The organism is Chamaesiphon polymorphus CCALA 037 (assembly GCF_003003845.1).
In the GTDB taxonomy this organism is placed as follows: domain Bacteria; phylum Cyanobacteriota; class Cyanobacteriia; order Cyanobacteriales; family Chamaesiphonaceae; genus Chamaesiphon; species Chamaesiphon polymorphus.
Genome location: NZ_PVWO01000119.1, coordinates 1 through 13,048, shown reverse-complemented (window position 1 = coordinate 13,048; position 13,048 = coordinate 1). Strand labels below are relative to the sequence as shown.

Annotated in this window: 16 protein-coding genes; 11 read left to right on the top strand and 5 right to left on the bottom strand. The window is 43.4% G+C overall.

Annotation, left to right across the window (positions count from 1 at the left end; all coding sequences use genetic code 11):
• The coding region (locus C7B77_RS11485; RefSeq protein WP_106304379.1) for an Rrf2 family transcriptional regulator at positions 1-466 on the bottom strand (466 nt) is incomplete at its 3' end.
• A gap of 34 nt (positions 467-500) precedes the next feature.
• Here C7B77_RS11485 and C7B77_RS29900 point away from each other — a divergent pair.
• From C7B77_RS29900 to trmB, 3 genes are all read left to right on the top strand, one after another.
• A complete protein-coding gene (locus C7B77_RS29900; RefSeq protein WP_181243822.1) occupies positions 501-671 on the top strand; it encodes a hypothetical protein in 171 nt (56 codons plus the stop codon).
• A gap of 227 nt (positions 672-898) precedes the next feature.
• A complete protein-coding gene (locus C7B77_RS11475) occupies positions 899-1,300 on the top strand; it encodes an AbrB family transcriptional regulator (protein ID WP_106304373.1) in 402 nt (133 codons plus the stop codon).
• Between the two features lie 310 nt (positions 1,301-1,610).
• Complete coding sequence (gene trmB, locus C7B77_RS11470) at positions 1,611-2,243, top strand: tRNA (guanosine(46)-N7)-methyltransferase TrmB (protein WP_106304370.1); 633 nt, start codon at positions 1,611-1,613, stop codon at positions 2,241-2,243.
• Positions 2,244-2,357: 114 nt separating this feature from the next.
• On the opposite strand, the gene murD is transcribed toward trmB, so the two are convergent.
• On the bottom strand, positions 2,358-3,710 hold the full coding sequence (gene murD, locus C7B77_RS11465) for a UDP-N-acetylmuramoyl-L-alanine--D-glutamate ligase (protein WP_106304367.1): 1,353 nt from the start codon (positions 3,708-3,710) through the stop codon (positions 2,358-2,360).
• A gap of 216 nt (positions 3,711-3,926) precedes the next feature.
• Here murD and C7B77_RS11460 point away from each other — a divergent pair, with 216 nt between their 5' ends.
• The 4 genes from C7B77_RS11460 to C7B77_RS11445 all read left to right on the top strand — a co-directional run bounded on the left by C7B77_RS11460 (position 3,927) and on the right by C7B77_RS11445 (position 6,217).
• Entirely contained in the window at positions 3,927-4,568 is a 642-nt protein-coding gene (locus C7B77_RS11460) for a Uma2 family endonuclease (protein ID WP_106304364.1), read from the top strand.
• A 43-nt stretch (positions 4,569-4,611) separates the two neighbouring features.
• The gene (locus C7B77_RS11455; RefSeq protein WP_106304361.1) at positions 4,612-5,118 is read left to right on the top strand and encodes a hypothetical protein; all 507 of its coding nucleotides are present in this window, start codon (positions 4,612-4,614) and stop codon (positions 5,116-5,118) included.
• A gap of 250 nt (positions 5,119-5,368) precedes the next feature.
• Positions 5,369-5,761, top strand: a complete 393-nt coding sequence (locus C7B77_RS11450) for a hypothetical protein (protein ID WP_106304358.1) — start codon at positions 5,369-5,371, stop codon at positions 5,759-5,761.
• Positions 5,762-5,881: 120 nt separating this feature from the next.
• Positions 5,882-6,217 carry a hypothetical protein gene (locus C7B77_RS11445; RefSeq protein ID WP_106304355.1) on the top strand — a complete coding sequence of 112 codons (336 nt, stop codon included), beginning with the start codon at positions 5,882-5,884 and terminating at the stop codon, positions 6,215-6,217.
• Positions 6,218-6,291: 74 nt separating this feature from the next.
• On the opposite strand, the gene glyS is transcribed toward C7B77_RS11445, so the two are convergent.
• Positions 6,292-8,439: a glycine--tRNA ligase subunit beta gene (glyS, locus tag C7B77_RS11440; protein WP_106304353.1), complete on the bottom strand. Its 2,148-nt coding sequence runs from the start codon at positions 8,437-8,439 to the stop codon at positions 6,292-6,294.
• A gap of 234 nt (positions 8,440-8,673) precedes the next feature.
• On the opposite strand from glyS, the gene C7B77_RS11435 reads away from it, so the two are divergent.
• Complete coding sequence (locus C7B77_RS11435) at positions 8,674-9,618, top strand: diacylglycerol/lipid kinase family protein (RefSeq protein ID WP_106304351.1); 945 nt, start codon at positions 8,674-8,676, stop codon at positions 9,616-9,618.
• 139 nt (positions 9,619-9,757) lie between these two features.
• Here the strand turns inward: C7B77_RS11435 and C7B77_RS11430 are convergent, their stop codons facing one another.
• A complete protein-coding gene (locus tag C7B77_RS11430; protein WP_106304349.1) occupies positions 9,758-10,060 on the bottom strand; it encodes a hypothetical protein in 303 nt (100 codons plus the stop codon).
• A gap of 186 nt (positions 10,061-10,246) precedes the next feature.
• On the opposite strand from C7B77_RS11430, the gene C7B77_RS11425 reads away from it, so the two are divergent.
• A complete protein-coding gene (locus C7B77_RS11425; protein WP_181243821.1) occupies positions 10,247-10,732 on the top strand; it encodes a hypothetical protein in 486 nt (161 codons plus the stop codon).
• 56 nt (positions 10,733-10,788) lie between these two features.
• On the opposite strand, the gene C7B77_RS11420 is transcribed toward C7B77_RS11425, so the two are convergent.
• Positions 10,789-12,036, bottom strand: coding sequence for an ISL3 family transposase (locus tag C7B77_RS11420; protein WP_245894163.1), 1,248 nt, complete (start codon positions 12,034-12,036; stop codon positions 10,789-10,791).
• 424 nt (positions 12,037-12,460) lie between these two features.
• Here C7B77_RS11420 and C7B77_RS29895 point away from each other — a divergent pair, with 424 nt between their 5' ends.
• Positions 12,461-12,634: a hypothetical protein gene (locus tag C7B77_RS29895; RefSeq protein ID WP_181243820.1), complete on the top strand. Its 174-nt coding sequence runs from the start codon at positions 12,461-12,463 to the stop codon at positions 12,632-12,634.
• A complete protein-coding gene (locus tag C7B77_RS11410) occupies positions 12,635-12,775 on the top strand; it encodes a universal stress protein (RefSeq protein ID WP_106304343.1) in 141 nt (46 codons plus the stop codon).
• Positions 12,776-13,048 lie beyond the last annotated feature (273 nt).

The window sequence follows — 13,048 nt, the reverse complement described above, 5'->3', positions numbered from 1 at the left end:
AAATAATATAGTTAGTCACCTCTCCTTGAGCGGCTTGCCAACTCCGAGCATCATAATAAAGATCTGCCAGAGAAATACTTGCCAAAGCTGCTTGCAGTTTTTCATTGAGCCTACGCCACACCATTAAAGTTACCCAATCTGCCGCTAAATTGGTATCATTGGCACTTGTCGATCGCGCTTCATGAAGATCGACACTTTCCGATACCATCGATTCACCAACTGCTGTCAATATATCGCTCAACGAAATTTGAGTCGGTTTTTTTGCTAGTTTATAACCACCATGTACCCCACGAATCGATTTAACTAGTCCAGCGCGCCGCAATTCAATCAGTAATTTTTCGAGGTAGGGAATGGGTAAATATTGGCGAGTCGCGATCGCACTGACAGAAGCTGGCCCATAACCTGGTTGCAAACTCAGATCCAGCATTGCCTTCACACTGTATTGCCCGCGAGTAGTCAATTTCATTTTGCTATATTCTGTGCTGAGTTATTCGAGCTTTGTGGCAGTAATATTACGCTGCTACTGCGATCGCCCTTGCTGCTATTGTTACAAAGCCCGATCTTTTAGCGATCGAGAACAGATCGTCTTGGCGATCTTATCCATAGATCCAATCCTAGCAGAATCGCTCGGTTGCTTGGCACTACAACTATCGATCGCCGAACTATCTTAATTGATTACTCAGAACTATTATTTAGTATTCACCTGATATTTAAAGATAAGTTTCGTTACGCACGAAAAAAGATGGTATGTTAGATACAGACAGTTAACAAACTTGCTCTATTGGGTGTACTATAGGGACAAGAGCTGATAGCAACCTCCAATAACTAATTGCAGGTCTAGTTTAGCAAAACCGCAACGCCGGATAGCGTTAGATCCTCTAGTTTGAAATCTAAGTTGATGAGTAATAAGAAAAATATTGAGCCGCTAGTGGGCGAAGAACTACTGCAAAAAGTCAAAGACCTCGGCAGCGCGAGCAAGGAAGAGAAAGCCCGCGAATGTGGTTACTATACCGAAACCAAGAACGGTGTCGAACGCGTTAACATGATGAAGTTTCTTAACGCGCTCATTGATGCTGAAGGCATTCAGTTGGATAGTAAAGCAGTTGGTGGCGGTCGTGGCGGTCGGAGTGCTAGCTACAAAATTACCGTCCAATCTAACAATAATTTATTGATTGGTGCTGCATACACCAAGCAAATGGGCTTGAAGGAAGGCGATGTATTTAACATCACTCTCGGACGCAAGCACATTCATCTCAAACAAGTTGATGCCAATGGTGATGAAGCAACTGGTGATGACTAGAGCGATTTTCGCTTAGTAACATCAATTAGCACGGGGATCTCGATCTCGTCTTATCGAGATCGAGATCCAGATGATAACTTCAATCAAATCTCACTGGAGTTAATCGCGCGTTCGTCTCAATTGCTCGATATTTCCCGATCTTGCTAGTAAATTTTAGATTGCTACTAGAGTAATTTAAGATTTACTAGCTTTATCTGTTCCAGGGTACTTTTTTGTGCATCTGTTCCCAATTTGAATTTCTGTTAGCTGCCAATCTTCGGCTCGACTTTCGGCAGTATTTCCATCCACTTAGTATTATCGCTTGCGCTTCATGGCTCGGATTAAAGTTCGGCAGCATGTCAATCCACTGAGTATTATCTATCAACAACCGCTGACGCCACCAGATTGGGCAGAAATTTATGCTAACTTATCGGCACCGATTCATCTTGATATTGGCAGCGCGTGGGGAAAATTTTTGCTCCAAATCGCACAACACGATCGCTCGTGGAATTATCTAGGCATCGAAATTCGCGAAGCTTTAGTCACGCACGCCAATCAGAAACGAGACGAATTAGGTGCAGACAATCTGCATTATGTATTTGGCAATATCAATACTTCACTCTCAACGTTGCTCGCATCGCTCCCCGAAGGGAAATTACAACGGGTGAGCATTCAATATCCCGATCCTTGTTTCAAAACTAAACATGCCAAACGCCGCGTCGTTCAACCAGAATTAGTTAACGATTTGGCGCGCTATTTGCCAATCGGTGCCGAAGTATTTTTGCAATCGGATCTAGAATGGGTAGCGCGGGAAATGTGCGATCGATTTAGTGAAAATGCCGCTTTCGATCGCACCCAAGCAGATTGGATCGAACCCAATCCGCTCGGTATTCCCACCGAGCGAGAAGCATTTACCCTGAAGAAGGGTTTACCCGTACATCGAGCGATTTATCGACGGTGCTAGAGATGTCTAGCTTGATTTACTCGGTGTCAATTCAATACTTGTTAATACCGTCCGGCTAGACAGTTAAACAGCGACTGAAGTCGCTGGCAGTTCTTAGAAGAGAAGTATTGAGTCTCAACCGCCTGTTGATAATGCTTGACATAATTGTCGGAAATCATCGCCGCGATGCTCGAAACTCGTATACTGGTCGAAACTCGCACAAGCTGGGGATAATAACACCACTTTAGCTCGATCGCGTTTGGCAAGTTCGGGAGCGCGAGCTACGGCATTTGCCATCGTTTCGACGATTTCAAAATTAGTATATCCAACGGATGTTAGTCGATCGGCAAATTGAGTTGCCGCCGAGCCGATTAATAATACTGCGGCGGCTTTTTGCTTAATCGTCTCCAACCAAGCCAGATCGTCGCCTTCTTTGGCTTCACCGCCAGCAATTAGTATTACCGGAGCTTTGACTGCTGTCAATCCGACATCGGCAGCATCATAATTAGTCGCCTTACTATCGTTAATATAATCCACTCCTTCATGCGTGCAGATATATTCTAGACGATGGGCAACGCCAGGGAAACTAGCCACACCATTCGCGATCGCATCATTATCGATGCCTGCTAGTTTAGCAATCGCCACAGCCATCAACATATTTTGGCGGTTATGATCTCCAGGCATTTTCAGCGAGTCAGCTTGTAGCACTCGTTCGCCTCGAAAGACAACCCAATTATCTTCAATCCAAATCCCAGCTTCGGGATTACCGCGTAAATACTGCTTGCCTTCTACACTCGTCCACGTCGCATTTTGCCAATCCGATTCACCCAGATCGTGTAAATATCGATCGTCACCGTTGAGAATTTGATGGTGAGAACTGCGGAGTAGTTTAGCTTTGATCTGGGCATAATTAGTCACAGTTTTATGACGAGCCAAGTGATCGGGAGTTAATGTCGTCCAGACTCCAATCTGGGGTTTCAAGGTAAAAGTAGACTCGATTTGATAGCTACTCATTTCGGCAATAATCCACGCCGGATGCGTTTCTAATAATGCTAATTCGCAAGCCGCAAACCCAATATTTCCACACCCGATCGTTTCGATGCCAGCAGCCTGAAATATAGCAGCAGTCAAGGCTGTAGTCGTAGTTTTACCATTAGTTCCGGTAATTGCTACCCACGGAAGATCCTGAAGATACCGCCATGCTAATTCCATTTCGCCGATCGTGTCGATCCCCATTTCTCTAGCTGTGACGAGCGGTGCGATATCCCAAGGTACGCCAGGACTCACCACGATCGTATCTTCATCAGTGGGCGTGAATTTGTCGCCGAGTTTGACGTTAATATTGAGTAATTCTAATTGTTGTTTTTGCGCTTCAAGATTGGGATTACTATTACTATCGCTGAGGGTGACACTATACCCATGTTTTGTCAAGAGTTTTGCAGCGGCGATACCCGATCGACCTAGACCAATTACAGTAGCTTTTTTCATATAAGATCTTTAATTGCTGTGAGGATGGTGTTTTTTTGCCGCAGCGATTCGCGTTGCTCTAAGCAGAGCGGATGCAGTGCAATCGAGGAACCCGGCTGCAATCGTGCGAACCAGACAAAAGACGTAGAAGTTGGATCTTAAATAAATTTTCCGATCTATTTTACTCGATCGTGAGTGTGTAGATTAAAATAAAAGCATTCAATTTCAGTTGGATCTATGACTGCAACTTTACTTGCGCCACCGGATGAGATTATTCGCCTGTCGGGGATTAGCTGGAAAACCTACGAAACGCTACTAGAGGAATTGAGCGATCGGCGGCTCCGCCTCACCTACAATCGCGGTAATCTCGAAATTATGGCTCCCTCTCCCGAACACGAACTGAACAAAAGAGTTTTGGGTCGTTTTATCGAAACTATTGCCGAAGAGTTGGAAGTCAGTATTTATCCACTCGGCTCGACTACTTTTAAGCAACCAGAATTGAGTGGAGCCGAACCAGATGAGTGTTTTTACATTCGCAATATTGCGGCGGTGCAAGGCAAGAAAAGATTAAATATGGAAGCAGATCCCGCGCCGGATCTAGTTTTAGAAGTTGATATTACCAGCAGTTCTCAAAATCGGCTTCAGGTTTATGCAGATTTGGGAGTAGCAGAAGTCTGGATTTATAATGGAGAGTCTTTAGTTATTCAACAATTACAGAATAGCAGTTATATTGCAGTCCAGACCAGTCAATTTTTTGGAAATTTGTCGATTCCAGATCTTACTAGCTGGTTGCAGCGATCGACAACAATGGATTATCTCGCATTGGTGAAAGCATTTCGAGGTTGGGTGCGAAGTCAGATGGGAGTAAGTGACAAGTGAACACTATAGTTTTTTAATATTACTCTCGATCGAATTCAATTAAATGGGCAGTAAAAATAAAGAGAGATTGCGTGAATTTCGTCGCCAGCAGGAGCTACAGAAAGGCTACGAAGCAATAGCCACTCCTCGCCCCTATTGGCAAGATGTAGATTGTACTGGAATCGGAGCGTTGTGTATCCGAATTGTTTCAATCGATTCTGGAGGGATTACTGAATGTTGGGAAATTCGACAGCAGGAAGAACTTAAGATTTTTCACTCCCAAGGTGTACCAGATAATGAGATCTTAGTTGTTGGCATGACACCATTAGCAATTACACATCAGGAATTAGACACTATTATTGAGAGGTTTGAGAGTTTACAACTTGCACCGAAAATTAAAACCGATCCGACCGGAGTTTTAGATGGAATTTGGATTGTGGTGCGTTTGGAAGGAGGTATCCAATGTTCGAGTCAGTTCAAATGGGTTCGGGGACGCTGCCCAGAATCTTGGCTGTCGCTTGAATCGATCGTGCTTTCGCTAATCGATCGATTTAGGGAGATCGAACCGTAGGAAAAATAGTCAGTAGATATGTAGAATTAAATATAAAATGTGTGTAATACGTAGGTTGGGTTGAGGCACGAAACCCAACAGCACCGATGTTATAAGTACAGTTCGCGATCGAGATTTAATTTAGCACAGCTACTTAGGTCAAACCTAGCATCTCTATGGTATTGCTGTGCTAGTTGGATTTCTACAATTTGTCTACTACTGTCCGATCGACAAGATCCCATTTTCTTTTGATTTTATTAGGTGTTAGAGGATGACAACTTTACTATCTTTCACTGCTGAGGATGTTGAAACTCATGTTGAAGAATCTTCTGCCGATACTCAATATTATTTAATTGCTTTTTCGGTTGGCGATGTTGAAGTTGATGGTCACTCTTGGAGCTTCTCCCGTGGTTTGGACGAGAGTGATGATTGGGGTGTTTGCACTGTCAAAGAGATTCAGCAAGCAACCATTTATGAATGTATTACATCTTTTGATTTACATCGATCGAATCTCAAATGTATATTTGATGAAGAAGGTATCAATTGTACCGGATTCTCAGAATTGCAAATAATATTTGAGCTTGACGATCGAGCTTGGAAGCAACTTGCAGATACGGCAAGGATTGTCTTCCACGATCGACCTTATTTTACGTGTGAAGATTAATGCAGCACAACCATTGATGGTAAGTTGGGGTGATGAATGAAACCCAACATCTCTAGGATATTGTTGTGGATGTTATGTTTCACTATCGCCACTTAAAATAATTATATTTAGACTCTAAAGATGAATTCTGAATTCCAGGCAAAAATTGATGACAGGTTAAAAGCGTATAGATCGTGGGCACATGGTAGATCGGTAACGATAGGTCGCCTCGTTCAGTATTCTGGGGTTGAATTCTTGGGAGCTATTGATATTGCCCAAGAAAAATTGGAAGAACAAATCTTTGATCTAGAGTGTGAAGGCTTTGATGTTGATTGGTCTGAACATAACGAAAAAATATACCTTCGAGTTTGGGAATATCCAGGGCCAGAGCCGAGCTGGGATCTTGTTTTTGAGGAGAAAGATCTAATGGATATGCAGGCAATTTTCCATGAATCAGATTGCATGGATGAAATTTGATTCTTTATCATCTATGAATTTTACTTGTGTAGGTTGGGTAGAGCGATCGCTCTACCCAACCTACAATTTATCTACTATTTGACGATCGATCCAAAATCAGCTAACACCCGTGCGTGATTGCGAACCAATCCTAAGAGATTGAGACGGTTGGTTTTAATGTCTGGATTGGAGTCCATAATGAGGACGCTATCTTCGCCATCAAAGAAGTTACTAATTGCGGGTGTTAGCTCCGCTAGAGCATCGATAAGTTCTTGATAGTTACGCGAAGCTTTTGCAGCGTTTGTCTGGGGTTCTAGGGCGATTAAACCATCGTAGACGACTTGCTCAGAATGTTTTTGGAAGAGATTTGTTTGGACTACTTGGGTGGGTGCTAGTTGCTGGGTATCTAAATTACCTTGAGCGGCTAATTTACTCGATCGATTGACAGTTGCATAGATACTTTCTAAAGTACCGTTATCGCGAATCTGTTGGAGAAATATGGCTCGATCTCGTGTATCGAGTAAATCGGTGAGGGTGCGCTGGGTATATTCTCGATCGTTTTCACCTAAGATGGCATTGACGAGATCGTAGTCGATTTGGCGGTCTTCTTGAAGTAAGTTTCGCAATCTTTGGATGAAGAAATCTTGTAATTGTTGGGTGAGTTCGGCAGTATTTACTTGAGTTCTAATCTGGCTAAATTGGGTGACGATGCGAGCTATTAATTGTTCGAGATTGATGCCTAAGTTAGCATTCCAGACGATATTCACGATCGCATTTGCCGCGCGTCGGAGGGCGAAGGGATCGGACGAACTTGTCGGCAACATCCCTAAGCCGAAGATACAGACTAATGTATCTAATCTGTCGGCGATACCGACGATTTGTCCGGTTAAAGTTTGGGGTAAGCTATCTTCAGCATTGCGGGGTAAATAATGCTCGAATATGGCGGTAGCTACTTCTGGTGTTTCGCCATTAGCGATCGCATATTTAGATCCCATAATTCCTTGCAATTCGGGGAATTCACCCACCATTTGGGTGACGAGATCGGCTTTACAAAGTAACGCTGCGCGATCGATATTTTGGCACTGTGCGGGAGTTAAATTTAATTGACTCGCGATCGAGTTAGCATTTTTGACAATCCGATCGACTTTTAACTGTACCGAACCTAAATCGGCTTGAAAAGTAACTGTATCTAGTTTCGGTAAATAGTCAGCTAATGGTTGGGCTAAATCAGCTTGATAGAAATATTGCCCGTCCGCCAATCGCGCGCGGACGACGCGTCCATTTCCGGCAGCGATGATATCGGACTTGGCCGGATCGCCATTAGAAATCGTGATAAAGTGCGGTAATAATTTCTGTTTGCTAGCATCTGTAAAGATCGGGAAATATCGCTGATGCGTCACCATGACAGTGGTAATTACTTCTGGCGGTAAATTGAGAAATTCATCGTCAAATTTACCGACAACAGCAGTGGGATATTCGACCAAATTTACTACTTCAGCTAACAAATCGGGATAAACTTCGGCAACACCACCCATTTGAGTTGCGGCAGCTTGAATCTGTTGCTGGATATCGGCTGTACGCTGATTTTGGTCTACATTTACAAAGCCATCCGCCAAGGTTTTTAAATACTCAGAGGCTGAAACGACGGAAACTGGTTGAGGATGAAGAACTCGATGGACGTGCGAAATCCGATCGCTAGTGACGACATCTTCACCATTGACAATTTCGATCGGTAAAATTGATTCATTCCACAGTGCTACCAACCAGCGAATCGGACGGGGAAATTTTAGCTCCCCATTCGCCCAGCGCATCAGCCGTTTGCCTTCTAGTTTAAAAATCCACTGGGGGATCGACTCGGTTAAAATTTCTGTGGTATTGCGTCCGGCGATCGTTTTGGTTATAAAAATAAACTCGCCCTTATCGGTCGGACGCAATTCTAGACTCGATACATCTACCCCTTGCTTCTTGGCAAACCCGATGGCTGCGGGAGTCGGTTGTCCATCTTTATAAGCTGCGGCGGCGGGAGGGCCTTTAATTTCCTCCACACGATCGACCTGCCGATCGGGTAAATTAGTAATAATGGCCGAGAGTCGGCGTGGCGTAGCATAGATCTCTACGCTATTATAAGACAGAGCTTCAGCCGTCAGACTCGCTGGAATCATCTTTTCCCACTGACCAATTGCATCGCTGACAAACCCTGCTGGCAAATCTTCAGTACCGACCTCTAACAAAAAATCAGACATATCGAAAAATTAATAATTACAGCTAAAAATCTAGATGTATAGAAACTCAATTGTAGAGCTATCGGTCTCTATTATCGAGCGATTGGGTTCTAAATTCCCACATCTGTAAGTCGATCGTCTGCTACACTCCTAACTGTCTCGTTGGCGTAGTCGCTGACTGAAACACAGGTGGAGGTAACCTCCGCATGATTTCACTCCCAACTCCCAACTCCATACTGGGAAAAAACTTCCTCAATGCGTGTCAGTCTAACACCCAATCTGCAAGTCCTCATTATCTATAACCCTACAGCAGGACAATCGCCCAATTTAAAGAATACACTCGATCGAGTGGCAAATTTGTGGCGCGATCTGGGTTGGCAAGTCCAAATTGCTGCTACTACCGCTCCTGGCGATGCTACCACCAAAGCTCAAATAGCAGCCCAATCTGGCTACAATGCCGTCGTCGCTGCTGGCGGCGACGGTACGGTAAATGAAGTCATGAATGGCTTGGTAGGCACCGAAACCGCCCTGGGAGTGCTGCCACTCGGCACTGTCAATATTTGGGCGCGGGAAATGGGCTTATCGATGGACATGCTCAAAGCCGCCGAAAGTATCGCCAAGTCAGAATTGACCAAAATTGACGTTGGCATGGCCGGAGATCGTTATTTCCTCCTGATGGCCGGAATCGGTTTCGACGCTGCCGTCACGGCGACGGTAAGGTCAGATGAGAAGAAAATATTAGGTGCGATCGCCTATGTCAAGCAAGCAGTTCAAATCGCTTGGAATTTTCGCGGCGTGCGCCTGAAATTGCGCGTCGATGGCAAGCGGATACGCGGCAAAATCTTAATGGTAATTATCGGCAACAGCCAACTCTATGGCGGTGTCGTCAAGTTTACCGCTCATGCGACGATCGATGATGGCTTGTTAGATGTCTGCGTGATTAAAGGACGCGGCATGTTATCGGCACCGCGCAGGTTGATTTCAATTTTCGCCCGTCACTACAACCGCGATCCCCGCGTTCAGTATTATCAAGCAAAAGAAGTCGAAATTCGGAACAAGCGGGGCAAGCATCTCCCCATTCAAGTCGATGGCGACTACCTCGGTGCGACTCCGATGAATTTTCGCGTGGTGCCCGAAAGTCTCTGGATTATGGTACCACCAAATGCCGATCGATCTTTGTGGCGATCGGTTGAGGGGTAGGTTTTAGGTTTTAGGCTTTAGGCTTTAGGGTTTTACCAAATACATCTCACAAAATGGCTAGCAAGAACGAACCTGCCACGATCGAAATCGCGGCAGGCTAAAAAGTTAAAATCGGAGGAACTATTTAAACGATTCAAGATTAGCTTTCTTCGGTCGTGGAAGCTTCTGACGATGCATCTTCTGTTGCAGTCTCTTCAGTAGCTTCTGAGTCTGCTGTCTTGATGACTGGGGGTTTAGCCTTGCTTGGTTTTGGCCCTCTCATCAGTGCGAGGTTTTCTGGGGGTTTGGATTCATCTCTTTTGTTCGAGTCTCTTCTGCCACCTCGATCTGCACCGCGATTTTCACTACTCTTCTTCTTGGGGGCTTCGGAAGATTTGGGGGTGCCGTCACTCTCAACAGGTGGATTTTGACGATCGGCTTTTTTGATTGGACGGTCTACCATTGTTTGGTTTAGAATTACTACTTGTATTTTAGCTGGTGAGGGCGCGCTCTCTTGCGACTCGTCCACACTAACCTAACTGCCATCTACTTTACAATACTTCCCTCGATCGAGATCGCCGATCTTGTTTTTTACATTACTTTGCAAAGATTCGACCTTGGGGTTCTGCTTCAAGTATACTGAGTCCCCATGCGCGATCGACTAGAACGAATCGAATCAGTAAAAGCAGGCAGTCTCGGTGGGATTGCCGCAGGTATCGGCTATGGTTTGATGCAGACTGCGGATCGATTCGTGCTGCACGAACATTCGAGATCGTTGGTCAGTCTGGGTTTGGAAGCCGCGATCGCGATCGTCAGTGGCTTTTTATTTGGTGTTACTTATCGTTATATCATCCGTACCGATCGTAACGATCATCTCAATTCTGGGGCGGTATTGGCTTTTGGTTTGGTACGCGGTTTAGCAGGGGTAAATGTCAGTGAATTCGATCTATCCCAAGTTTGGGTAGATGGCTTAATAGTAGGCAAAAGTGTAATTATGTTTGCGATCGCACGGTATGCGATCGATTATGCTCTTAATGCCAATTGGGTTTTACCATTTACACAACAGAATCAGCAAGAAGTAACTACTATCGATCGCAATCTGGTTTCAAATGGGAAGAATGGCTTAAATAATTGAAATCAGGTTATGTGTAGCGAATTTAAGTCAGGCTCTTCACTACTTGGTATGCCAAATTAATGATTAAAATGCCAGTTAAGCAGACACCTATTTCGGAAATTTTCAAAATTAGTGAATCCATATCCACTACGTTTGATTAGCTTAAGTTTGTTATTAATCCCCTCTACTACCCCGCTACTCGTTCTATTGTCGAAATAAGCAAGTATCTCATCAAACCAGCGATAAATTGTCGATTGGCTATTAACAAAATACTTTTGGGCTGTAGAAAGCCATTTCCCTAATCCTAGTAACCCATCAGTCCATTTTTCTGTTTTCTCAAATATTTCTCTGAACTCTTCCTTCAGTTGATGCATTATTTTTAGCCGATCTGATACATCTTGTACTTGAATTAGCTTGTCTTTTTGTTTATCATTCAAGTTCTCTTTATTCTTCAATATTGCATATTTACTATCTGTTATTCCGGCTAAAATAGTTTCTTTTTTTAGCTTTTCTTCTGGTGTTTTAGCTTGCTTAATTTCTGCTTGTATTTTTCGCTTCTCCTTCTTTCTTTCTCCATCTAATTCTTGATTTATTTGAGCCATTACATGAAAACGATCTGCTACTACTTGAGCATTTGGTATCATTTCTGTTGCTAGACTTTTATATCCTGCCCATAAGTCTATGCTCACTTCTTCGATTCCTTCTAAGACTTCAGATCCCCATTCTCTCAAGACTTTTTTGATTTCTTCTTTAGTTCTACCTTCTATAATCATCAATAATTTGGAGCGATCCAAGTCCATTAATACTGCACAATATTTCCCTTGTCCCTTAATCAATGCTATTTCATCTATCCCCAACCTTTTTAAACCTATTGGTTTGACTTTTGACAAGTCCTTTGATGCATCTTTCAACATTCTTTCTATTTCTTTCTCTGTCACTCTCCCTTTCTTTGCTACACTCCTAATATCATCTGCCAATACTTCTTCTATAGTTTTAGCTGCTAATCTTTTTGTATATTTTCTCCTTTCTTTTACAAATTCCAATTCTTCGCTAAATGGTTTGTTGCATTTCTCACATTTGAATTGTCTTCTGTTTGTCTCTAAAAATACAGCTTGCTCTCCCCAATCCAAATCTTTGATTATTTGTTGATGGTTTTGATGTAATCTATCGCTTTTCGTCCCGCAAATATTACAGATACTTTCTTTGGCGATCGACTCAATTTTTAGAATTATTCCAATTCCTTTGTGCTGATGCTTATCAGATACTTTTACTCCTTCTAGATTTAGCACTTCTGTTAATAGTTTGAGTTCCTTTTTTGTGAGCATGTTCTTCTCAATTACTTAAACATCACTTCTAGCTAGAGTATATTTAATCCTAAAACTTCTTCCACGTCAATCACTAAGGAGCTTTTTAGATCGATCGCACATATTTATTAAGCTTTGTTCGCTCTATTTACTATCGATTGAGCATACTAAGTAGTGAAGAGCCTTAAGTCATCACTCGATCGAATCATTGTAGTTGCATAAGTAAAATCGAGATCGATCGATTGACTTTTGGATATTTCTGTCCACTGACGAGCGTCAAATTGTGAGAGAGCAGGCGCATTTGCCAACGAGATTTTTGGAGTGCCGATAATTAATAGGCAACATATCCAAATTGCTAAGATCGCATATTTCCACCCGATCGTAAACTTTGTAACTAAATTAATATTGATGGATGATGGGGCTGAAAATCCAGGAACAAACGAGAATGGCGGTCGGGTCGAACGACCCGACCAAGCTATTGGCATCGACCTTGGTTTGCTTGATTTTGCTCGATGATTTTTATCCTGGCGATACTTTTATTGGTATGCCTGAATCAGCAATGCGGACATATACCGAGCGGTTAGAAAAGCGGGAACAAGCCGGATTCAAGAAGCTGTGAATGTTTGAATCAGAAGCAACCGCTGCTGGCATTTCGACTGAATTCACCCAGCATATCGGCGACCCAGGCAAGATGATTTGTGAAGTAGCCAAAACTTGGAACGCCAATCTAATTGTAATTGGCAGACGCGGTTTGATTTGACAGAACTCACTCCTGAAATCATTGCCAGTATCACTGGATATCCATTCATTTTGGATGCTCTATCTGTCGCCAACATCATTTAAATTGGTATCATTATTGTCTGAAGTTGTAGGGTCCGAGATCGAGCCAACTATAAAAAATCCCCGCTTCACAGCGAGGATAATTAATCTAATCATCGATTATTGATTCTCAATTCTCTGCTTGGTGCGCTGTCTTGTCTCGATCGCTCGTAAACCGTCGGGAAACAAAGGCGTGCGCGAATCGCTGACCCAA

Bases quoted from the DNA above. Each gene is read 5' to 3' on its own strand.
- C7B77_RS11475 (WP_106304373.1), top strand. From the start codon at position 899: ATGAGTAATAAGAAAAATATTGAGCCGCTAGTGGGCGAAGAACTACTG.
- trmB (WP_106304370.1), top strand. From the start codon at position 1,611: ATGGCTCGGATTAAAGTTCGGCAGCATGTCAATCCACTGAGTATTATC.
- murD (WP_106304367.1), bottom strand. From the start codon at position 3,710: ATGAAAAAAGCTACTGTAATTGGTCTAGGTCGATCGGGTATCGCCGCT.
- C7B77_RS11460 (WP_106304364.1), top strand. From the start codon at position 3,927: ATGACTGCAACTTTACTTGCGCCACCGGATGAGATTATTCGCCTGTCG.
- C7B77_RS11455 (WP_106304361.1), top strand. From the start codon at position 4,612: ATGGGCAGTAAAAATAAAGAGAGATTGCGTGAATTTCGTCGCCAGCAG.
- C7B77_RS11450 (WP_106304358.1), top strand. From the start codon at position 5,369: ATGACAACTTTACTATCTTTCACTGCTGAGGATGTTGAAACTCATGTT.
- C7B77_RS11445 (WP_106304355.1), top strand. From the start codon at position 5,882: ATGAATTCTGAATTCCAGGCAAAAATTGATGACAGGTTAAAAGCGTAT.
- glyS (WP_106304353.1), bottom strand. From the start codon at position 8,439: ATGTCTGATTTTTTGTTAGAGGTCGGTACTGAAGATTTGCCAGCAGGG.
- C7B77_RS11435 (WP_106304351.1), top strand. From the start codon at position 8,674: ATGCGTGTCAGTCTAACACCCAATCTGCAAGTCCTCATTATCTATAAC.
- C7B77_RS11430 (WP_106304349.1), bottom strand. From the start codon at position 10,060: ATGGTAGACCGTCCAATCAAAAAAGCCGATCGTCAAAATCCACCTGTT.
- C7B77_RS11425 (WP_181243821.1), top strand. From the start codon at position 10,247: ATGCGCGATCGACTAGAACGAATCGAATCAGTAAAAGCAGGCAGTCTC.
- C7B77_RS11420 (WP_245894163.1), bottom strand. From the start codon at position 12,036: ATGCTCACAAAAAAGGAACTCAAACTATTAACAGAAGTGCTAAATCTA.
- C7B77_RS29895 (WP_181243820.1), top strand. From the start codon at position 12,461: ATGGCGGTCGGGTCGAACGACCCGACCAAGCTATTGGCATCGACCTTG.
- C7B77_RS11410 (WP_106304343.1), top strand. From the start codon at position 12,635: ATGTTTGAATCAGAAGCAACCGCTGCTGGCATTTCGACTGAATTCACC.